This is a genomic window from Sphingomonas sp. PL20 (assembly GCF_017875905.1).
Taxonomy (GTDB): Bacteria; Pseudomonadota; Alphaproteobacteria; order Sphingomonadales; family Sphingomonadaceae; genus Sphingomonas; species Sphingomonas echinoides.
Genome location: NZ_JAGINH010000002.1, coordinates 4,472,094 through 4,490,461, shown reverse-complemented (window position 1 = coordinate 4,490,461; position 18,368 = coordinate 4,472,094). Strand labels below are relative to the sequence as shown.

Genomic DNA, 18,368 nt, shown 5'->3' with positions numbered 1-18,368 from the left:
GCGCGGGTTCCGCCTCTCAAACGTCGAGATTGGCGACGCTCAGCGCATTCTCCTGGATGAATTCGCGCCGCGGCTCGACCACATCACCCATCAGCCGCGTGAAGATCTCGTCGGCGACATCGGCCTGTTCGATCTCGACGCGCAGCATCGAGCGGTTCTGCGGGTCTAGCGTGGTTTCCCACAATTGCTCGGCATTCATTTCGCCCAGGCCCTTATAGCGCTGGATCGCGAGGCCCTTGCGCCCCGCCGCCAGAATCGCCTCAAGCAATTGCGAGGGCCGCGCGACCATCGCGCTGCCCTTCGCCGGGGCGACCGTTGCCTGCGCTACGGGTTCCTCTTCCGCCGCATCCGCTGCGGCATCGGCTTCGGCCTGGACCGCCGCTGCGGCCTTGCTCGACACGATCCGCGCGGTCTGTTCATACGCTTCTTGCTGCTCGACCGCGAGCGCATGGAGCTTGCGCGCCTCGGCCGAGCCCAGGAACGCGCCCTCGATCGTGTGGCGATCGGTCACGCCGCGCCACACGCGCTCGACATGGAAGCCGCTATCGTCGGCAAGCCGCGCCGACCAGCGCGCCTCGGGGTCGCCGGCATCGAGCCCGCGCACCACTTGCACCACCACCGCACGCCGCGCCTCGGGGTCGAGCGCCGGATCGAGCGCACCGCCCATCGCCAGCGCCTCGACGATCGTCGGCTCATACCGCCTGGGCACATAGCGCATCAGCGTGCGCATCCGCCGCGCATGGTCGACCAGCGAGCGCAGATCGGCACCCGAGCGCGATCCGCCAGCGCTTTCCAGCACCGTGCTCGCCACGCCATTCTCGACCAGATAGTCGTCGAGCGCGTTATCGTCCTTCAGATACACCTCGGAGCGCCCGCGCGTCGCCTTATAGAGCGGCGGCTGCGCGATATAGAGGTGCCCGTTGGTGATGATGTCGGGCATCTGGCGATAGAAGAAGGTCAGCAACAGCGTGCGGATATGCGCGCCGTCCACGTCTGCGTCGGTCATGATGACGATCTTGTGGTAGCGCAGCTTTTCCACATTGAAGTCGTCGCGGCCGATGCCAGTGCCCATCGCCTGGATCAGCGTGCCGATTTCCTTGGACGACAGCATCCGGTCGAAGCGCGCGCGCTCGACGTTGAGGATCTTGCCGCGCAAGGGGAGGATCGCCTGGAAATGCCGGTCGCGGCCCTGCTTGGCCGAACCGCCAGCCGAATCGCCCTCGACCAGGAACAGTTCGGACTTGGCCGGATCGCGCTCCTGGCAATCCGCCAGCTTGCCCGGCAGCGAGGCGATGTCCATCACGCCCTTGCGCCGCGTCAGCTCGCGCGCCTTTTTGGCGGCTTCGCGGGCGGCGGCAGCATCGATGATCTTGGCGACGATCGCCTTGCCATGCGCCGGATTCTCCTCGAGCCATTCGGCGAGCTTGTCCGCCATCAGGCTTTCGAGCGGCTGGCGCACTTCGGACGAGACGAGCTTGTCCTTGGTCTGGCTGCTGAACTTCGGGTCGGGCAGCTTGACCGAGACGATCGCGGTCAGCCCCTCGCGCATGTCGTCGCCGGTCAGCGTGACCTTCTCCTTCTTCAGGAGCCCCGACTTTTCGGCATAATTGTTGAGCGTGCGCGTCATCGCCGCGCGGAACGCCGCCATGTGCGTACCGCCGTCGCGCTGCGGGATGTTGTTGGTGAAGGCGAGGACGTTCTCGTAATAGGAGTCGTTCCACTCCAGCGCGACGTCGATCGTCACATCGTCGCGCGTGCCCGCAATCGCCACCGGCTCGGGCATCAGCGGGATCTTGTTGCGATCGAGATATTTCACGAACGCGGCAATGCCGCCCTCATAATAGAGCTCGACTGTCTTTACCTCTTCGTGGCGCGCATCGTTGAGATACAGCCGCACGCCCGAATTGAGGAACGCCAACTCGCGATAGCGATGCTCGAGCTTGTCGAAATCGAATTCGGTGATCTTGAAGGTGGCAGGGCTCGGAAAGAACGTAACGCGGGTGCCCTTGCGCCCCGGCGCGGGGCCGACGACCTTGAGCGGTGCCACCGCATCGCCGAACGCGAAGCGCATATAATGTTCCTGCCCGTCGCGCCAGATCGTCAGATCGAGCCATTCGGACAGCGCGTTGACCACCGACACGCCGACGCCGTGCAGACCGCCCGACACCTTATAGGCGTTGTCGTCGGAGGTGTTCTCGAACTTACCACCGGCATGAAGCTGGGTCATGATGACCTCGGCTGCCGAAACGCCTTCCTCGGTATGGATGCCGGTCGGAATGCCGCGGCCATTGTCCTCGACCGACACCGATCCATCGGCGTTCAGCGTAATGTCGATCCGGTCGCAATGCCCGGCCAGAGCCTCGTCGATCGCATTGTCCGACACCTCGAACACCATGTGGTGGAGGCCGGAGCCATCGTCGGTATCGCCGATATACATGCCGGGGCGTTTGCGCACCGCGTCAAGGCCTTTGAGCACCTTGATCGAGTCCGCGCCATAATCGTTGGTATTGGGGTCTTCTGCCATGCCAAGCCTATAGGGTCACGGCTAAGAAAACGGAAGCAAAATGGCGTTTCCCGGCCCGGGACGCGCAGAGCCCCGGGCCGGATACGGCTATTTTTCGGTGATGAACGGCAATTGCCCGCTGCCGGAGCTATAGGTCGGCAGCTTGCCGTCCCATTTCTCGATCGCGCGCTGGCGCAGGATCGCGGGGTTGGCGCGCAGCGCATCGCCCTCGATCTGCGACGCCTTGGCCTTGCCGTCGGCATCGGCAATGCGCGCATCGGCATTGGCCTTGACCGTCGCCACGTTGGCCTGCGCCGCAAGCGCTGCCTGTTCATTGGCGATCTTGGTGTTGATCTGGCTCAGCACCTGGTCGGGCACGCGGATGTTCGACGCCCAATACAGCTGCTCGACATGCAGCCCGACCGGCTCGAAATAGCGCGCGACATCGCGCTGCACTGCCGACAGCAACGCCGCCTTTTTGGGGCCGTAAATCTCCTCGATTCCCAGCCCCGCCGCTTCCTCGTTCAGCGCGCTGCGCACGGCATTGCGCAGCGGCCCGGCGACGATCCCGGCCATGTCGATCCGGTATTTCTGGAACAGGATCGGCGCCTTCACCGGATCGACGCGATACGCGACCGACACATCTGCTGACAGGTTGAGCCCGTTGCGATCCTGAAACGGAAATTCCTCATCGCTCTGGCTCTGCTCGGTCGAGGATTTGGTCCAGGCATAGGTCGAGGTGTAGATCGGATATTCATAAATGTTGGTGCCGACCGGCGTGAAATACCAGCCCACGCCCAGCGCATGGTCGGACACGCCCGCCGAACTGCCGAAATTGCTCACCTTGATGCCGACATGCCCCGGCTCGACCCGGCTGCACGAACTCATCGGCACGATCGCAATCAGCGGGATCGCCAGTAGCGGCACGAAACGAACGAACTTAGTCATGGTCCTTGTCCAGCAAGAGGAGAGTGAATTCGCGCGTCAGCGCGGTGCCCGACAGAAAGCCTGCCACCAAAGCAACGAGCGCGATCAGCGCGGCCGCGGCATCCGCCGCGTCGCTATGCAAATTGAACAGCGTCGGGATGACGAACGCGAAACAGGCAAGCTCGCACACGAGCAGCCCTGCGCAGCGCAAGCCGAAGCCGACGAGCCACAGATCCAGCGATTTCATGAAAGAGCTTTGCCCCGGAACGCCCCCGATAGGATGCCGGGGCCGCAGCGCTTCATCGGAAGCGCGAGTGGGAATATCTGCCTGTTACGGGTGCGACACAATGACAATCGGGATGCACGGCGTGCAATCGTGGATGCAGCCGCTGGGCCTGCCGTACCGTTATCCGCCCGCCCCAAGCGTCAGCCGCAACGCCGCTCCATCAAGCTCGGCAAACAGCGCAGGCTCGGTGCCGGTCATCCACACTTGCCCCGTCCCCGCCAGCCGCTCGAACAACGCGGCGCGGCGCACGGGATCGAGATGAGCGGCTACTTCGTCGAGCAGCAGGATCGGTGGCGCGCCGGTGCGTTCCGCGACCAGCCCGGCATGGGCGAGGATCAGCCCAAGCAGCAGCGCCTTCTGTTCCCCGGTCGAGCACAAGGCCGCCGCCTGGCCCTTGCCGAGATGCGTCACCGCCAGATCGCTGCGGTGCGGCCCGACCAGCGTGCGGCCCGCCGCTGCATCGCGCGCGCGGCTTTGCGCCAGGTCCGCCGCCAATGTCGCGCCATCGCCGGTCCACCCTTCGAGGCGGAGCCCGGCGCGCGCGAAGGGCCCCTCGGGCTGATCGGCCAGGCGTTCGCCGAGCGCCGCCACCGTCGCACGCCGTGCCGCATCGATCGCCGCGCCATGGTCTGCCATTTGCGCTTCCAGCGCGGCCAGCCAGTCGCGGTCGGGTGGGCCCTCCTCCCCCAGCAGACGGTTGCGCGCGCGCATCGCCGCTTCGTAGCGATTGGCATGGACGGCGTGACCGGGGCTGAGCGCCAGCGTCAGCCGGTCGAGAAAGCGCCGCCGCTCGCCCGGTGGCTCGACGAACAAGCGGTCCATCGCCGGGGTCAGCCACAAGACCGTCAACCATTCCGCCAGCGCCGTCGCCGCCACCGCTGCGCCCTGTACGCGCACGATCCGGCGCTCGGGCGCGGCGGCTTGCGTCCCCGTCGCGATCGCCACGTCGCCGACCAGCTCCGCTGCTACGCCGAAGCCGCCGCGCCCGCTTTGCCGCGCCATTTCGCCGAGGCTCGCACGGCGCAAGCCCCGCCCTGGTGCCAGCAGCGATACGGCTTCGAGCACATTGGTCTTGCCCGCGCCATTTTCGCCCGTCAGCACGACAAAGCCCGGCCCCGGCGCGATCGCCAGATCGGCATGGTTGCGGAAATCGGTCAGGACCAGGCGCGTCAGCATCGCATCCGCTCTACCCTGTCGCGCAGCTTTCGCAATTTCCGCGCACATTCAGGAACCAAGGCGGCGCTGATGCGCTGCCGCGCCGAAGGAGACCGTCGATGCGCTTGCCCCTGATCACCCCCGCCGACCTGACCGAGCAGCAAAAGCCGCTTTATGAGGATATGAAGGCGGGCATCGCCTCCAATTTCAACGTGTTCAAGACGGTCGATGCCAATGGCGCGCTGATCGGACCGTGGAATCCGTGGCTGCACGAACCCGTGATCGGCAAGGCGGTGTGGGAACTGACCAAGGCGATGACGGCGCAAGCGACGCTCGACGACAAGCCGCGCCAGATCGCCATCCTGGTGTGCGGCGCGCATTTCGATGCCGCTTACGAGATCTATGCGCATATCGCGGTGGCCGAGCACGAGCAGATGTCGCCGCAGCGGCTGTCGGAGCTGTGCGCCAACATCAAGCCGCGCGACCTCTCGCCGGAAGAAAGCGTCGCCTATGATGTGGCCTTCGCTTTGGTCAATGGCGGGGTGCTGCCCGAGCCGTGCTACCGCCTCGCGCTCGACACGTTCGGCCAGCACGGCACCAATGAATTGATCTATCTGGTCGGGCTGTATGCGTTGGTGTCGATGACGCTCAACGGCTTCAACGTGCCGGTGCCCGAGCGCGAGTAGAGTCAATGTCTCTTACACAGCGATAACCGCAATCCCGTTCGGGCTGAGCCTGTCGAAGCCCCGCCCCCCACAAGCGAGGATGTCGCCTGCGGAGGGAGCCCTTCGACAGGCTCAGGGCGAACGTGGACGTGGACGTGGATGGGGATGGGGATGGGGTACGATTCGCTTGAACGAGATCGTGACCGAATCAGGCGGCAGCCGGGGCCGCGTCCGCGCGCCGCTGGCTGAGGTAGGAGGCCATTTCCGGCCCCAGCTCGCGCTGGGCCTTCAGATAGGCGGTCGGCGTGGCGATCCCCAACCGCGCGCGCGCCGTGTCGATCGGCTCCGCCAGCAGCGCCTCATAATCCTCGCCCGACAACCACTGCGCGCGGCGGCCGTGGCGATAGCCTTCCCACACCGCGCGGGCGAACAGCGTGTTGCCGGTCGCCTTCAAACTCTTCAGCGCCGCTGCCACCGCGATGAACGCCCAGCCGAGCCCGCCGACCTGCGCATAACTGAACGCGACCAGGCACGCCTCGCCGAGCGATTCGTCGGCTTTATAGCCGGTCAGCACATGCCAGATGTCATGCGTGTCGCGCACACGGCGGCCGAACCAGGCATAGGGATGCTGGACCTGATCTTCGCTGATCACCTTGCTGACCGCGACCAGCCCGTCGGCGGAATAGCCCGTCGTCTCGAGGAAATGGCGATAGGCCGCACCGACCGTACCGGGCGCGAAGCGCGCAACGAACGCCGGATCGGAAAAGCGCGCCGCCAGCTCGACCTGTTCCGACGCCAGCCGCCCGCCCTGCGTGGTCGCGATCAGCCGCGCGTAATTCATTGGCGCATTGCCGATGTTCAGCGCGCGCATGATGCGAAACACTTGCGTGGTGTCATCGCCATTGGCGAGCAGCTTGCGAATGGCGTCAAACGCCGTGCGCCAGTCGCGACGCCCGGTCGTACCCGGAAAAGGCGGAAGCTTGGCCATCGATTCGATCCTTGCTGACACGAGTGTCAATAAAGATCGGGTGCCGCTACGTCAATCGGCCTTTAGGTGGAGGCGTCCCTCACACCCGCATCGGCATCAGCACATACAAAGCGGCCGATTTGTCATTCTCGCGGATCAGCGTCGGTGCGGCGGCGTCGGCCAGATGCACTTCGATCGTGTCGCCCTGGAGCTGGCCGAGAATGTCGAGCAGATAGCGGCTGTTGAAGCCGATCTCGAAGCCCAGCGAGGTGTATTCGCCCGGCACTTCTTCCGCCGCCGTACCGTTTTCGGGGCTGGTCACCGACAGGATGATCTTGTCACGGTCCAGCGCCATCTTCACCGCGCGCGTCTTTTCGGTCGCGATCGTGCTGACGCGGTCGACGCCCTCTTCGAAGCTGCGCGGATCGATCTTGAGGATCTTGTCATTGCCCGTCGGGATGACGCGCGAATAATCGGGGAAGGTGCCGTCGATCAGCTTGGAGGTGAGCAGCGCCTGGCCCAGATCGAAGCGGATCTTGGTCGCCGACATCGACACGCCGACCGACCCATCGACTTCGTCGAGCAGCTTGCGCAGTTCGGCCACGCACTTCCGCGGAATGATGATGTCGGGCATGCCCTCGGCCCCCTCGGGCCGCGGCATGGTGATGCGCGCCAGGCGATGGCCATCGGTCGCGGCGGCCTTCAGCACCGGCAGCGGGTCTTCCGACACGTGCCAGAAGATGCCATTCAGATAATAGCGCGTTTCCTCGGTCGAGATGGCGAAGCGCGTCTTGTCGATGATCTGCTTGAGCGTCTCGGCGGGCAGTTCGAACGACACTGGCAGTTCGCCCTCGGCGATCACCGGGAAATCATCGCGCGGCAGCGTGCCGAGCTGGAATTTGGCGCGCCCGGCCATGATCGTCAGCTTGCCGTCAGCGGCGGCGAGCGACACCTGGCTGCCTTCGGGCAGCTTGCGGCAAATGTCGAACAGCGTGTGCGCCGACACCGTGGTCGACCCCGGCTGGTCAACTGCGGCTGCGACCGTCTCGTTGATCTGCAAGTCCAAATCGGTCGCCATCAGCTTGAGGCCGCCCTCGGCGGTCGCCTCGATCAGCACGTTGGAGAGGATCGGAATGGTGTTGCGCCGTTCCACCACCGATTGGACGTGGCTCAAGCCCTTCAACAGAGTCGCCCGTTCGATCGTCGCCTTCATGTCGTTCCCCCGGGCCCAACGCCCACTTCACTCCCGCCGGACGCGCATGCGTCGGGGGCAATTCGCCGTGTCTCTTTCCTTAAACATAAAAGGGGCCGGGGCAAGCGCCCCGACCCCCGTTTTACGCCTGCAAACAGGCAGCTTGCATCAGAAGCGGACACCCAGCCCGGCAACGACCTGATGACGGTCGGTGTCGACGCTGAAATTGTTGGTGTTGCCGCCATTGGCATATTCCAGCCGCGCATCGCCATAGTTGGAATAGCGATATTCGAGCTTGGCGTAGGTGGTGCGGCCGATCTTCTGCTCGACACCCGCGCCAACGCGGTAGCCATCGAGGTTATAGTGCGCGCCGGTGGTGGTGGTGCCGTTGTTCGCGGTCAGATCGAGGCGATCATTGGTGTAACCACCCTTGGCGTAGATCAACGTCTTCGGCGCAACGACATAACCGATGCGGGCACCGGCATACAGATCGCGGCCCTGCTTGACGCGGCCATAGCCGAGCGCGGCGGCGCTGGTCGGCGCGTTGCTGACATCGCCGGTCGAGCCGGTAACTTCGCCTTCGGCGCCGATCACGAAGCGGTTGAGCGCCACGTCATAGCCGAAATCGCCGCCATAGGTCAGGCCGTCGGCCTTGCGATCGCTGCTGATGCTGGAATTGGGACCGCGGCCCGGCTGCAGCTTGTCATAGCCGAGGATGACGCCGACGCGCGGGCCGGTGAAGGTCGCGTCGTCGCGCGCCGGCGGGGGTCCGTCCTGAGCGAAGGCGGGGGCGGCCAGGCCGAGGCCGAAAGCGGCGGCGGTGGCGGTGAGGGCTAGCTTACGCATTGGGGTAACTCCGTTGGTACATCCCACGGATACTGTGTGGGGAACCCTCAAATAGGCAGCCCGGCCGGGAGTTGCATGAACCTCAGACAACGAGGAAAACCGTTGCTTTTGCGTCACACGGGGTTGAAAGGCAGGCCATGGATTCCAACGCCCAGATGCCGCCACGAAAGGGCCGCGATTTCATCGCGCGTCACGGCGAAACGGTGTTCAATGTGGTCGGGCGGTTGCAGGGCGACCATGTTCACACCCCGCTGACCCGCGCCGGTTTTGCCCAGGCCGAGGAAATGGGGCGGGCGCTGCGCAAAAATCTCGGGGCCAAACCGGCACTGACGCTATGGGCCTCCCCCACCGGACGCGCGCTGCAGACGCTCGCGGTGATCGCCGAGCATCTCGACCTCGACTGGCACACGGCGCAGACCGATTCGCGGCTGGTCGAAATCGAGACGGGCGCTTGGGGCGGGCGCTATTATGCCGATCTCGCCGCCGAGGGCGCGCGCGTGGTCGATCGGACGGCGGGGCTGCTGTTTCCAGCACCCGATGGTGAAACCTATCCCGAGATTGCGGCGCGCGTATCAGGCTGGCTGGCGGACACGACCGATGACGAGGGCGACCGGCTCGTCATCATGCACGGCATTTCCAGCCGGGTGCTGCGCGGGGTGATGACGGGCGCGGCGGACGTGCCCGGTTTCGACGCCCCCGCCGCTCCGGGATTGCCACAAGGGTCGGTGGTGATGATCGATCGCGGGATCGAAAGCGTTGTGCATCTCGGCCTGGGGCACGCCCCTGCATGATGCGGCGGGTGGCGGTTTTGCTGGTCCTGCTCGCCGCTCCTGCCGCCGCACGCGAATCGCTCGGCGTGTTCGATCGCTGGGGGGCCTTTACCGATCCGTCTCCGCTGCGCTGCTACGCGATCGCCGCCCCGGCGCAGTCGGGCGGGGCGTCCGCCTGGCGACCGTTCGCCAGCATCGCCACCTGGCCGGGGCAAGGCGTGCGCAACCAGCTCCACATCCGCCTCAGCCGCGAACGCAACCCGCAATCGCGCGTCACGCTGTCGGTCGGCGAACGGCGCTTCGATCTGGTCGCGGGCAATGCCGATGCCTGGGCCCCCGATGCGCGCACCGACGCCGCGATCGTCACCGCGATTCGCTCCAGCCGCAGCATGAGCGTCGAGACGCTCGCCAAAAGCGGCGCGCCGTTCGCCGATGTCTATGCGCTGCGCGGGGCCGCCACCGCGATCGACGCAGCGTCGCTGGGGTGCCTCAGGCGCTGATATAGCCGCGCAAGCCCGCGACCAGATGATCGAAGGTCGCGCGGATCCTGGCAACGCTGCGCAGATCCTCATGCGTGACGACCCAGGTTTCCAGCGCCACCGCCACGGTATCGGGCAACACCCGCACCAGCTCGGGGTCGCGCATGGCCAGCCCGATCTGGCAAAAGCCTATCCCCAAGCCCGCGCGAATCGCCGCAAGCTGGGCGAGGTCATGATCGCTGCGAAAGCCGAAGCGCTCGAGATCGATCGGCCAGCCTTGCGCGCGCATTCCGCGCAGGATGGCATTGTCATGCTCGACGCCGATGATGCGATGCTGCGCGAGCTCGGCAATGCTGTGCGGCACGCCGTGCTCGGCCAGATAGTCGCGCCGCGCATGCAGGCCGAGCGGCACATCGCCGATGCGCTGCGCGACCAGCGCCTCCTGCGTCGGGCGGACCATGCGCACCGCAATATCCGCCTCGCGCCGCAGGACGTCTTCGTTGCGATTGGTCGGCGACAAGTCGATCATCAAACCGGGATGCGCGCGCTGTAACCCCGCGAGGATCGGCGGCAGCACTTCGACCGCGATGATCTCGCTCGCGGAGATGCGCACGCGCCCGGCGACCTCGGCCGAAACGCTCGCCGCACGGACAAAGGCGGCGGCGGCATGGTCCATCGCCTCGGCATGGCCTGCGACGGCTCGCCCGGCCTCGGTCGGTTGCAGGCCACCGGGCGTGCGGGTGAACAGCGCCGCCCCCGTCGCCACCTCCAGTTCGGCAATCCGTCGCCGCACCGTCGGCTGCGCAATGTCGAGCAGCCGCGCCGCCCCCGACAGGCTGCCCGTGCGCAGCACGGCGAGAAAGGCGCGCTGGCGTTCCCAGTCGATCGAGTCGATGCTCATTCTTTTTGTATAGGCTGCCTGCCAGTTCCTGACAATTTTCGACACCCTCTCGTGCGCGTATCTCCGGGGCATCGCAGCAGGAGGCGAAAAATGACCCACAAAATGGCTTTGATCTTGGGTGCCAATGGCGGCGTCGGCGGGGAAACCGCGCGGGCGCTGGTCGCGCAGGGCTGGCAGGTGCGCGCGCTGACACGGACACCACGAGCGCCGCAGCCGGGCTTTAGCTGGATCGACGGCGATGCGCTGGACGCCGCTGCGGTGTTGAATGCAGCGCGCGGCGTCGATGCGATCGTCCATGCCGTCAACCCGCCCGGCTATCGCAACTGGAACACGCTGGTATTGCCGATGCTCGACAACAGCATCGCCGCCGCCGAGGCTGTCGGCGCGCGGCTCGCCTTGCCCGGCACGATCTACAATTACGACGTTCGCAGCATCACCGTCGCGCAGGTCGAGTCACCGCAACAGCCAACGACCCGCAAGGGTGCGATCCGCGTCGCGATGGAGCAGCGCATCGAAGCCGCCTGCCGCCGCGGAATGCGTGGCCTCATCCTGCGCGCGGGCGATTATTTCGGCCCGCGCGCCGGTGGCAGCTGGCTGTCGCAGGGCATGGTCACGCCGGGCAAGCCGGTGCGATCGATCCTCTATCCCGGTGACCGCGGAGTCGGGCATAGCTGGGCCTATCTGCCCGATGTCGGCGAAACCTTCGCCCGCCTGCTGAACCGCGATGCGACTCTGCCCGCCTTCGCGCACTATCATTTCGCGGGCTATTACGATCCCCACGGCACGCTGTTCCCAAATGCGATCCGCCACGCCGCCGGCGATCCGGCGTTGCCGCTGCGGCGGATGCCCTGGGCGCTGCTGCCGCTGATCGCGCCGTTCAACGCGACGATGCGCGAGTTGATCGAGATGCGCCCCTTCTGGCGTCACCCGCTCGCGCTCGACAATCGCGATCTGGTGGCCCTGCTGGGCCTGGAACCGCACACTCCGCTCGACCAGGCGATGGCCACGACGCTGCGCGCGCTGGGCTGCCTGCCGCACGAAAACCGGCGGGAGTAGAAAAAGCGGGCATTTTAGCCTATGTGCCCCGGATGCAGACAGCTCCAGCCCTCTCCATGCCCATTCCGGGGCATATCGATCCCGTACCCGTGCCACGCGCGCTGGTGCCGCGCAGCGACGGGCGAATCGATTTGCTCGGCCTGTCCAAGGCCGATCTGCGGATGGCGCTGGAAACCTCGCAGCTCGACCCCAAACAGGCGAAATTGCGCGCCAAGCAATTGTGGCACTGGATCTACAATCGCGGCGTCACCGATTTTGCGCTGATGACCGATATTTCCAAGGCGATGCAGCCCTGGCTGGAACAGCGTTTCACCATCAGCCGCCCGCAAGTGGTCGAAGCGCAAGTGTCGACCGACGGCACGCGCAAATGGCTGCTGCGCACCGATGACGGCAATGATTATGAGATGGTGTTCATCCCCGATGCCGATCGCGGGACCTTGTGCGTGTCGAGCCAGGTCGGCTGCACGCTCAACTGCCGCTTCTGCCACACCGGCACGATGCGGCTGGTGCGCAACCTGACGCCGGGCGAGATCGTCGGCCAGGTGATGCTCGCGCGCGATGCGCTGGGCGAATGGCCGAGCCAGCCCGAGGGGCGGATGCTCACCAACATCGTGATGATGGGCATGGGCGAGCCGCTGTACAATTTCGACAATGTCCGCGATGGCCTGAAGATCGTGATGGATGGCGACGGCATCGGTCTGTCGCGCCGCCGCATCACGCTGTCGACCAGCGGCGTGGTGCCGCTGATGGCGCGCGCCGGCGAGGAAATCTCGGTCAACCTCGCCGTGTCGCTCCATGCCGTCACCAACGAGATTCGCGACGAGATCGTGCCGATCAACCGCAAATATAAGCTCGAACAGGTGTTGCAGGCGTGCGCCGATTATCCGGGCGCCAACAATGCGCGGCGCATTACCTTTGAATATGTCATGCTGAAGGACAAGAATGACAGCGACGCCGATGCGCGCGAGCTGGTGCGGCTGCTGAAGAAATATGATCTGCCCGCCAAGGTGAACCTGATCCCGTTCAACCCCTGGCCCGGCGCGCCCTATGAATGCTCGACGCCGGAACGGATCAAATCCTTCTCCAACATCGTGTTCGATGCCGGGATCAGCGCACCCGTGCGCACCCCGCGCGGACGCGACATCGATGCCGCCTGCGGTCAGTTGAAAACCGCGAGCGAAAAGCGAAGCCGCGCCGAACTCGACCGGCTGGCCGAGGAAAAGCAGGCAGCGCTGGGCTGACCCCCCGTCTTTCTGCCCACCCAGGCACCTTGCCTCGCTGTGCCGCGCACGCCAGAAGTCGGGTCGGCGGAATGTGCGGCACGGTGGATGCCGGGACAAAGCCCGGCATGACGGAATTGGCGTGAACCTGACGACGATCGCCCTGTCAGCGGGCGCTGGCATCCTTGGCGGCGCGATGAACGCGCTGGCGGGCGGCGGCACCTTCGCCACGCTGCCCGCGCTGATCGCGCTCGGCCTGCCCGCCAACACCGCCAACGCCACCTCCAACCTCGCTTTGTTGCCAGGCGCCGCGACCAGCGCCTGGGCGTTTCGCGACGAATTGCAGCCGATCGGCGGGGTCCGCATCCGCTTGCTCGCCGCGATCACCTTTGGCGGCGGGCTGGTCGGCAGCGCGCTGCTCTGGGCGACGCCGACGCATGTGTTCGACTTGCTGATTCCGTGGCTGCTGCTGTTCGCCTTCGTCGTCATCACCTTCGGCAAGCGCGCCGCCGATGCGCTGCACAGCCGCGTCACCATCACGCCGCACATGCTGGTCGTCGTGCAAGCCGCGCTCGGCATCTATGGCGGTTATTTCGGCGGCGGGGTCGGGCTGATGACCACCGCCGTCTATGGCCTGCTTGCAAACGTCTCGCCGCGCGCCCTTTTCGCGCCGCGCACCTTGATGCTCGCCATCGCCAATGCCGCCGCCGCGATCATTTTCATCCTCGCCGGGCTGATCGCCTGGGCGGCGTGCCTGCCGATGCTGGTCGGCGCGGTGTTCGGCGGCTGGATCGGCGCGCATATCGGCAAGCGCTTGCCACACGGCGTGGTGCGCGGCTGGACCTTGTTCGTCACCGGCGCGACCACTTTGGTGTTTTTCTGGCGCGCCTATTTCTGAAGTGCGAGCAAGGCCGCGACGATCTTGCCGTCGTCCTTCTCATCGATCGTCGCTTTATAGGCACCGCGCATCTTGGTCACTTCGGCCTGCCATTGCTCGGGCTTGAGCTTGGGCTGCGCGAGGATCAAATCGGGCGAATGGCACGCCGTGCAATTGATCGTCACGATTTCGGCACTGGCGGGAAGCGTCACCGTCTCATCCGGCAAGGTGATGCTTTGCGAGGTCAGCACGATCGGCGTCGACGCGCCTCCGCTCCGATAATCCTGCGGCGTCGGATAGCGCTGGCATCCCGCCAGCACGACGAGCGCGGCCAGGGCGATGACGGCGCGGGTCATGCCGCCCCCACCGTCATCGTCTCGATGCTGCTGCGCCGATAGCCACCGGGGTTCCAGATCGGGTCGAAGCTTTGCGTTTCGCCACGGCTGTTGGTGGTGCGCACCGCCACCGTCTGTGCGCCCGGCGGCACCGACGCCGCCCAGCGCCGAAAACCATAGCGCCCCGCATCGGGCCCAAGCTGCGCCGCGTGCCAGCTCTTGCCGCCATCGATCGACCACTCGACCCTGGCCACGCCCGCATCCCCGCCCAGCGCGATCCCGCGCACGCCGCCCGCATCGGCGCGGGTGAAGAACGCGCGCGGCGGCATCCGGTTGATCGGCTCGGTCGGGAAGTCCTTGGCGCCGGGCACCACGCTCGCCCGCGGCTTCGCCGGGATGCGATAGGCCTTGTCCATCCAATAGCCCGTATCGGGCGCGCTCAGCACGGTGATGCGGTCGAGCGCCTTGATCCAATAGGTCGAGAACCAGCCCGGCACGATCAAGCGCAGCGGAAAGCCGTTGAGCATGGGCAGTTGCGTGCCGTTCATGCCATACGCCACAATCACCTCATCGGCGCGCGCATGGTCGATCGCGAGCGACTTGGCGAACCACGGCGCATCGCCCGGTGGCCGATCAAGCCCGGCAAACTGCACTTGCACCGCCCCCGGCGCGACGCCCGCGCGCTCGAGCAAATCGCGCAAGCGCACGCCGGTCCACAGCGCATTGCCGATCGCGCCATTGCCCCATTGCGCGCCGGGCACGCGCGGGCCGAAAAGCCCACGCGAATTGCCCGAGCACTGATTCACCGCCGCGATCTCGACTTGCGGCAGCGCCTGCACTTGCTTGAGGCTCAGCGACAAAGGCCGCTTGACCGCACCACCGACCTGCAACCGGAAGGCGTCGACATCGACCGACAACGGAATGTCGGCATAATGCCAGCGCACGAAGAAGCGATCGTTGGGCGTGAAGGTCGATGCGCCCAATTCCCCGTCAAACGCCGCCATCGGCGTTTCCAGCAAGGGCGCACGCGTGCGCTGCAGGATCATGCCGCGCTTGCCCGGAAAGGCATCGGTCAGCGGACGGCGGCCATCGCCTTGCGAAAACCCAAGATCAACCAGCGACTGCGCCCAGAGCGGGCTGCTCGCCAGCGCGCCCGCGCCGAGCGTGAGTGCGCTGCGCCGCGCGATCGGCTGTCGCAGCCACTCAGCCATGCGGCACCGCAATCGGCGCAAAGCGTGCGACTTGCTGCCCGACCAGCGAGAGCTGCTCGATCACAGCGGGGTCGCTCGCGCCGCCCTCGGCATCGAATTTGGTCAATTGCGTGTTGACTGCGGCGGCGAACGGCGTCGGCCAGCCGCGCAGCGCATGGACGATCGAACGCAAAGCCGCGATCGTGCTGCCCGTCGCCTGCCAGCCATAGGCCGTCGCGATCAGCCCGACCGGCATGTCGGCCAGATACGGGCGATGCGGATCGCGCGCGGTTTCCTCCAGCAAATCGAGCGCATTCTTGACCACGCCCGAAATACTGCCGTGATAGCCGGGCGAGGCGATGATCAGCGCCGATGCCTGCCGCACGGTATCGACGAAGTCGCGTTCCTGCGCTGTGCGCGTCGTCGCCTTCGGGTCATAAAGCGGCAGCTGCGCCATGTCGGCCCCGCCGAACATACGCGTGCGGAACCCCTCGCGCGCCGCCGCCTCCAGCGCGATCGCCAGCGCGCGCTCGGTCGAGGAGACGCCGCCGATCGTGCCGCCAATCCCGACGACAAGGGGCAGATCGGACGCGGAATCGGCCATCGGGGACATCTTTCGGATCAGGACGGCACGCGGCCGCGATGCGCGTTCGATAGCGCTCACGCGCGCCGGGCTCAATCGCGAACTCGCGCGCCGAGCGCTGCCCCTCGCGCGCTGCGCGTCACACTGCTACATCCGACGCCGATGCGTGACCCTTGCTTGCACGATCTGTTTTATATGAATAACACACGCTTTCGGTGTAGCGGGATCTAGTCCATGCGTTCCTATCCCTTCGATCCGGCCGATCGGCCGCAGCGCGCGGACGATGCGCTCGAACTGACCGGCGGTATGCCGCCGCCCGAACGCCCTGCGCCGCGCGGTGACTCGCTCGATGGCGATGAGGACGCCTATGGCGCAGAGGGGTATGCGGCCGACCTGTCGACGATACAGCGGACCAGCCGGCTGCGCTGGGTCATGCGCGGGATCGCGGCGCTGATCGTGCTGTTCGTGTTCGCGGTCGGCTGGCTGGCGGTGACCGCACCTTTGTCGAAATCGCTGCAACCGCCGACCCCGCCCAGCATCACGCTGCTCGCCGATGACGGCACGCCGATCGCGCGGCGCGGCGCGATCCTGGGCGCGCCGGTCGATGCCGCCAAGCTGCCCAAGAATGTCACCAACGCCTTCCTCGCAATCGAGGATCGCCGCTTCCGCACGCATTGGGGGATCGATCCGCGCGGCATCACCCGCGCCTTCTTCCACAACATCACCTCCAAGGGGCGCGATCAGGGCGGCAGCACGATCACGCAGCAGCTCGCCAAGAACGCCTTTCTCGATTCGGATCGCACCGCCGCGCGCAAGATCCGCGAAGTGATGATCGCCTTCTGGCTGGAGGCGTGGCTGACCAAGGACCAGATCCTGTCGCGCTATCTGTCCAACGTCTATTTCGGCGACAACGTCTATGGCCTGCGCGCTGCCGCCCGGCATTATTTCGGGCGGACGCCGGAAAATCTGTCGATCGGCCAGGCGGCGATGCTGGCCGGGCTGGTCAAGGCCCCGTCCAAGCTCGCCCCCACGATAAACCTGAAGGGCGCGCGCGATCGTGCCGCTCTGGTCGTCGCGGCGATGGTCGATGCCGGTTTCCTCGACAAAGCCGACGCGGCCGAAGTCCGTCCAGCGCGACCCATTGCCGATCATACCCAGGTGCTGCCCAACGGCACCTATTTCGCCGATTGGGTGCTGCCCGAGGCGCGCGACCGCGCCGGCGAGATCGCGACCGAGACGACCGTGCAGACCACGCTCGACCGCCGCCTGCAACGCGCCGCCGAACATGCCGTGCGGCGTGCGGGCTTGCGTCAGGCGCAGGTCGCCCTGGTCGCGATGCGCCCCGATGGCCGCGTCGTCGCGATGGTCGGCGGCAAATCCTATGCCGACAGCCCGTTCAACCGCGCGACGCAAGCCCAGCGCCAGCCCGGCTCCGCCTTCAAGCTGTTCGTCTATCTGGCAGCGATGCGCCACGGCATGACCCCCGATTCGGTGATCGACGACAAGCCCGTCACCATCGCCAATTGGTCGCCCAAGAACGCCGATGGCCGCTATCTCGGGCCGATTACGCTGCGCCAGGCGTTTGCGCGCTCGTCCAATGTCGCGGCGGCGCGGATCACCCAACAAGTCGGCGTCGCCAATGTCATCCAGGCGGCGCGCGATCTCGGCGTCACTTCACCCATTCCCAATGAAGCGACGATCGCGCTCGGCACGTCGAGCATGTCGCTGCTCGAACTGACTTCGGCCTATGCCGCGATCCTCGCCGAACGCTATCCGGTCCACGCGCACGGGCTGGAGGCCGCTCCGGCGGAGCACGGCATCATGGCTGCGCTGACCGATCGCACGCGCGCGCTCGACGGCACGATCCATGACGAGATGCTCGATTTGCTCTCCGCCTCCGCCGAAACCGGCACCGGGCGCGCCGCCGCTTTGTCGGTCAAAACCTATGGCAAGACCGGCACCACGCAGGACAGCCGCGATGCCTTGTTCGTCGGCTTCGCCAATGGCCTCGTGGTCGGCGTTTGGGTCGGCAATGACGACAACACCCCCAATGCCGGGCTTTCCGGTGGCGGCATTCCGGCGCGGGTATGGCGCGATTTCATGCAGACCGCGCTCGGCGTCGGCCCCGCCGCCGCGCCCGAAGCGGTCGACGATGTCGACCCAGATGCCGATAACAGCATCAGCGACACGCTGGAAAACTTCCTCGACCCAAGCGTCATTCCCCCGGTCGAGGGTGAAATTCCGGGCGTCGGGCGGATCCGCTTGCGCAATGGTGAAATCGACTTCGCGCCCAGCCGCCCCGACCAGCGCGACCGCCGCCGCGACGCCCCCGAAGACCGCGCGCCGCGCCGCGACCAGAGCGATCCGAGCGACGGCCAATAGCGCCGGTTGACGCCGGGCAAACGCACCCGCATTG

General features: G+C 66.2%; 18 protein-coding genes. 7 read left to right on the top strand and 11 right to left on the bottom strand.

The window, feature by feature from the left end; translation table 11 throughout:
* Nucleotides 1-16: 16 nt before the first annotated feature.
* The 4 genes from gyrB to recF form a co-directional block, all read right to left on the bottom strand.
* On the bottom strand, nucleotides 17-2,524 hold the full coding sequence (gene gyrB, locus H4W01_RS21295; protein WP_209613080.1) for a DNA topoisomerase (ATP-hydrolyzing) subunit B: 2,508 nt from the start codon (nucleotides 2,522-2,524) through the stop codon (nucleotides 17-19).
* A gap of 87 nt (nucleotides 2,525-2,611) precedes the next feature.
* Nucleotides 2,612-3,451 carry an SPFH domain-containing protein gene (locus H4W01_RS21290; RefSeq protein ID WP_209613079.1) on the bottom strand — a complete coding sequence of 280 codons (840 nt, stop codon included), beginning with the start codon at nucleotides 3,449-3,451 and terminating at the stop codon, nucleotides 2,612-2,614.
* The gene (locus H4W01_RS21285) at nucleotides 3,444-3,677 is read right to left on the bottom strand and encodes a hypothetical protein (RefSeq protein WP_209613078.1); all 234 of its coding nucleotides are present in this window, start codon (nucleotides 3,675-3,677) and stop codon (nucleotides 3,444-3,446) included. Before H4W01_RS21285 ends, H4W01_RS21290 begins: the two co-directional genes overlap by 8 nt.
* 159 nt (nucleotides 3,678-3,836) lie before the next feature.
* The gene (gene recF / locus H4W01_RS21280; protein ID WP_209613077.1) at nucleotides 3,837-4,892 is read right to left on the bottom strand and encodes a DNA replication/repair protein RecF; all 1,056 of its coding nucleotides are present in this window, start codon (nucleotides 4,890-4,892) and stop codon (nucleotides 3,837-3,839) included.
* 98 nt (nucleotides 4,893-4,990) lie between these two features.
* On the opposite strand from recF, the gene H4W01_RS21275 reads away from it, so the two are divergent.
* Nucleotides 4,991-5,557 carry a carboxymuconolactone decarboxylase family protein gene (locus H4W01_RS21275; RefSeq protein WP_209613076.1) on the top strand — a complete coding sequence of 189 codons (567 nt, stop codon included), beginning with the start codon at nucleotides 4,991-4,993 and terminating at the stop codon, nucleotides 5,555-5,557.
* A gap of 187 nt (nucleotides 5,558-5,744) precedes the next feature.
* On the opposite strand, the gene H4W01_RS21270 is transcribed toward H4W01_RS21275, so the two are convergent.
* From H4W01_RS21270 to H4W01_RS21260, 3 genes are all read right to left on the bottom strand, one after another.
* Nucleotides 5,745-6,524, bottom strand: a complete 780-nt coding sequence (locus H4W01_RS21270) for a Coq4 family protein (RefSeq protein WP_209613075.1) — start codon at nucleotides 6,522-6,524, stop codon at nucleotides 5,745-5,747.
* Between the two features lie 79 nt (nucleotides 6,525-6,603).
* A complete protein-coding gene (gene dnaN, locus H4W01_RS21265; protein ID WP_209613074.1) occupies nucleotides 6,604-7,716 on the bottom strand; it encodes a DNA polymerase III subunit beta in 1,113 nt (370 codons plus the stop codon).
* 147 nt (nucleotides 7,717-7,863) lie between these two features.
* The gene (locus H4W01_RS21260) at nucleotides 7,864-8,541 is read right to left on the bottom strand and encodes an outer membrane protein (RefSeq protein WP_010406084.1); all 678 of its coding nucleotides are present in this window, start codon (nucleotides 8,539-8,541) and stop codon (nucleotides 7,864-7,866) included.
* Nucleotides 8,542-8,678: 137 nt separating this feature from the next.
* Here H4W01_RS21260 and H4W01_RS21255 point away from each other — a divergent pair, with 137 nt between their 5' ends.
* Both H4W01_RS21255 and H4W01_RS21250 read left to right on the top strand, forming a co-directional pair.
* Nucleotides 8,679-9,332, top strand: a complete 654-nt coding sequence (locus H4W01_RS21255) for a histidine phosphatase family protein (RefSeq protein ID WP_209613073.1) — start codon at nucleotides 8,679-8,681, stop codon at nucleotides 9,330-9,332.
* The gene (locus tag H4W01_RS21250) at nucleotides 9,332-9,811 is read left to right on the top strand and encodes a hypothetical protein (protein WP_334685441.1); all 480 of its coding nucleotides are present in this window, start codon (nucleotides 9,332-9,334) and stop codon (nucleotides 9,809-9,811) included. Before H4W01_RS21255 ends, H4W01_RS21250 begins: the two co-directional genes overlap by 1 nt.
* Here the strand turns inward: H4W01_RS21250 and H4W01_RS21245 are convergent.
* A complete protein-coding gene (locus tag H4W01_RS21245; RefSeq protein WP_010406078.1) occupies nucleotides 9,801-10,691 on the bottom strand; it encodes a LysR family transcriptional regulator in 891 nt (296 codons plus the stop codon). The two genes, H4W01_RS21250 and H4W01_RS21245, sit on opposite strands and share 11 nt — an antisense overlap.
* A 90-nt stretch (nucleotides 10,692-10,781) precedes the next feature.
* Between H4W01_RS21245 and H4W01_RS21240 the strand changes: the two genes are divergently transcribed.
* The 3 genes from H4W01_RS21240 to H4W01_RS21230 all read left to right on the top strand — a co-directional run bounded on the left by H4W01_RS21240 (nucleotide 10,782) and on the right by H4W01_RS21230 (nucleotide 13,865).
* The gene (locus H4W01_RS21240) at nucleotides 10,782-11,747 is read left to right on the top strand and encodes an NAD(P)H-binding protein (RefSeq protein ID WP_209613071.1); all 966 of its coding nucleotides are present in this window, start codon (nucleotides 10,782-10,784) and stop codon (nucleotides 11,745-11,747) included.
* Nucleotides 11,748-11,779: 32 nt separating this feature from the next.
* Entirely contained in the window at nucleotides 11,780-12,988 is a 1,209-nt protein-coding gene (gene rlmN / locus H4W01_RS21235) for a 23S rRNA (adenine(2503)-C(2))-methyltransferase RlmN (RefSeq protein ID WP_209613070.1), read from the top strand.
* 121 nt (nucleotides 12,989-13,109) lie between these two features.
* Nucleotides 13,110-13,865: a sulfite exporter TauE/SafE family protein gene (locus H4W01_RS21230; protein ID WP_209613069.1), complete on the top strand. Its 756-nt coding sequence runs from the start codon at nucleotides 13,110-13,112 to the stop codon at nucleotides 13,863-13,865.
* Here H4W01_RS21230 and H4W01_RS21225 read toward each other — a convergent pair.
* Genes H4W01_RS21225 through H4W01_RS21215 form a run of 3 tightly spaced genes read right to left on the bottom strand, consistent with a single transcriptional unit; the run spans nucleotide 13,856 to nucleotide 15,973 of the window.
* A complete protein-coding gene (locus H4W01_RS21225) occupies nucleotides 13,856-14,200 on the bottom strand; it encodes a cytochrome C nitrite reductase (protein ID WP_209613068.1) in 345 nt (114 codons plus the stop codon). The genes H4W01_RS21230 and H4W01_RS21225 overlap by 10 nt on opposite strands.
* On the bottom strand, nucleotides 14,197-15,390 hold the full coding sequence (locus H4W01_RS21220; RefSeq protein ID WP_209613067.1) for a molybdopterin-dependent oxidoreductase: 1,194 nt from the start codon (nucleotides 15,388-15,390) through the stop codon (nucleotides 14,197-14,199). The genes H4W01_RS21225 and H4W01_RS21220 overlap by 4 nt, the downstream gene beginning before the upstream one ends.
* A complete protein-coding gene (locus H4W01_RS21215) occupies nucleotides 15,383-15,973 on the bottom strand; it encodes an NADPH-dependent FMN reductase (protein WP_010406066.1) in 591 nt (196 codons plus the stop codon). The genes H4W01_RS21220 and H4W01_RS21215 overlap by 8 nt, the downstream gene beginning before the upstream one ends.
* Before the next feature lie 213 nt (nucleotides 15,974-16,186).
* Between H4W01_RS21215 and H4W01_RS21210 the strand changes: the two genes are divergently transcribed.
* On the top strand, nucleotides 16,187-18,334 hold the full coding sequence (locus H4W01_RS21210) for a transglycosylase domain-containing protein (protein ID WP_209613066.1): 2,148 nt from the start codon (nucleotides 16,187-16,189) through the stop codon (nucleotides 18,332-18,334).
* Nucleotides 18,335-18,368 lie beyond the last annotated feature (34 nt).

What these genes read in the sequence shown, in the direction of transcription:
- H4W01_RS21255 (WP_209613073.1), top strand. Translation starts at nt 8,679, where the DNA reads ATGGATTCCAACGCCCAGATGCCGCCACGAAAGGGCCGCGATTTCATC.
- gyrB (WP_209613080.1), bottom strand. Translation starts at nt 2,524, where the DNA reads ATGGCAGAAGACCCCAATACCAACGATTATGGCGCGGACTCGATCAAG.
- H4W01_RS21240 (WP_209613071.1), top strand. Translation starts at nt 10,782, where the DNA reads ATGACCCACAAAATGGCTTTGATCTTGGGTGCCAATGGCGGCGTCGGC.
- H4W01_RS21225 (WP_209613068.1), bottom strand. Translation starts at nt 14,200, where the DNA reads ATGACCCGCGCCGTCATCGCCCTGGCCGCGCTCGTCGTGCTGGCGGGA.
- H4W01_RS21290 (WP_209613079.1), bottom strand. Translation starts at nt 3,451, where the DNA reads ATGACTAAGTTCGTTCGTTTCGTGCCGCTACTGGCGATCCCGCTGATT.
- H4W01_RS21215 (WP_010406066.1), bottom strand. Translation starts at nt 15,973, where the DNA reads ATGGCCGATTCCGCGTCCGATCTGCCCCTTGTCGTCGGGATTGGCGGC.
- H4W01_RS21250 (WP_334685441.1), top strand. Translation starts at nt 9,332, where the DNA reads ATGCGGCGGGTGGCGGTTTTGCTGGTCCTGCTCGCCGCTCCTGCCGCC.
- rlmN (WP_209613070.1), top strand. Translation starts at nt 11,780, where the DNA reads ATGCAGACAGCTCCAGCCCTCTCCATGCCCATTCCGGGGCATATCGAT.
- recF (WP_209613077.1), bottom strand. Translation starts at nt 4,892, where the DNA reads ATGCTGACGCGCCTGGTCCTGACCGATTTCCGCAACCATGCCGATCTG.
- H4W01_RS21220 (WP_209613067.1), bottom strand. Translation starts at nt 15,390, where the DNA reads ATGGCTGAGTGGCTGCGACAGCCGATCGCGCGGCGCAGCGCACTCACG.
- H4W01_RS21285 (WP_209613078.1), bottom strand. Translation starts at nt 3,677, where the DNA reads ATGAAATCGCTGGATCTGTGGCTCGTCGGCTTCGGCTTGCGCTGCGCA.
- dnaN (WP_209613074.1), bottom strand. Translation starts at nt 7,716, where the DNA reads ATGAAGGCGACGATCGAACGGGCGACTCTGTTGAAGGGCTTGAGCCAC.
- H4W01_RS21210 (WP_209613066.1), top strand. Translation starts at nt 16,187, where the DNA reads ATGCGTTCCTATCCCTTCGATCCGGCCGATCGGCCGCAGCGCGCGGAC.
- H4W01_RS21260 (WP_010406084.1), bottom strand. Translation starts at nt 8,541, where the DNA reads ATGCGTAAGCTAGCCCTCACCGCCACCGCCGCCGCTTTCGGCCTCGGC.
- H4W01_RS21245 (WP_010406078.1), bottom strand. Translation starts at nt 10,691, where the DNA reads ATGAGCATCGACTCGATCGACTGGGAACGCCAGCGCGCCTTTCTCGCC.
- H4W01_RS21275 (WP_209613076.1), top strand. Translation starts at nt 4,991, where the DNA reads ATGCGCTTGCCCCTGATCACCCCCGCCGACCTGACCGAGCAGCAAAAG.
- H4W01_RS21270 (WP_209613075.1), bottom strand. Translation starts at nt 6,524, where the DNA reads ATGGCCAAGCTTCCGCCTTTTCCGGGTACGACCGGGCGTCGCGACTGG.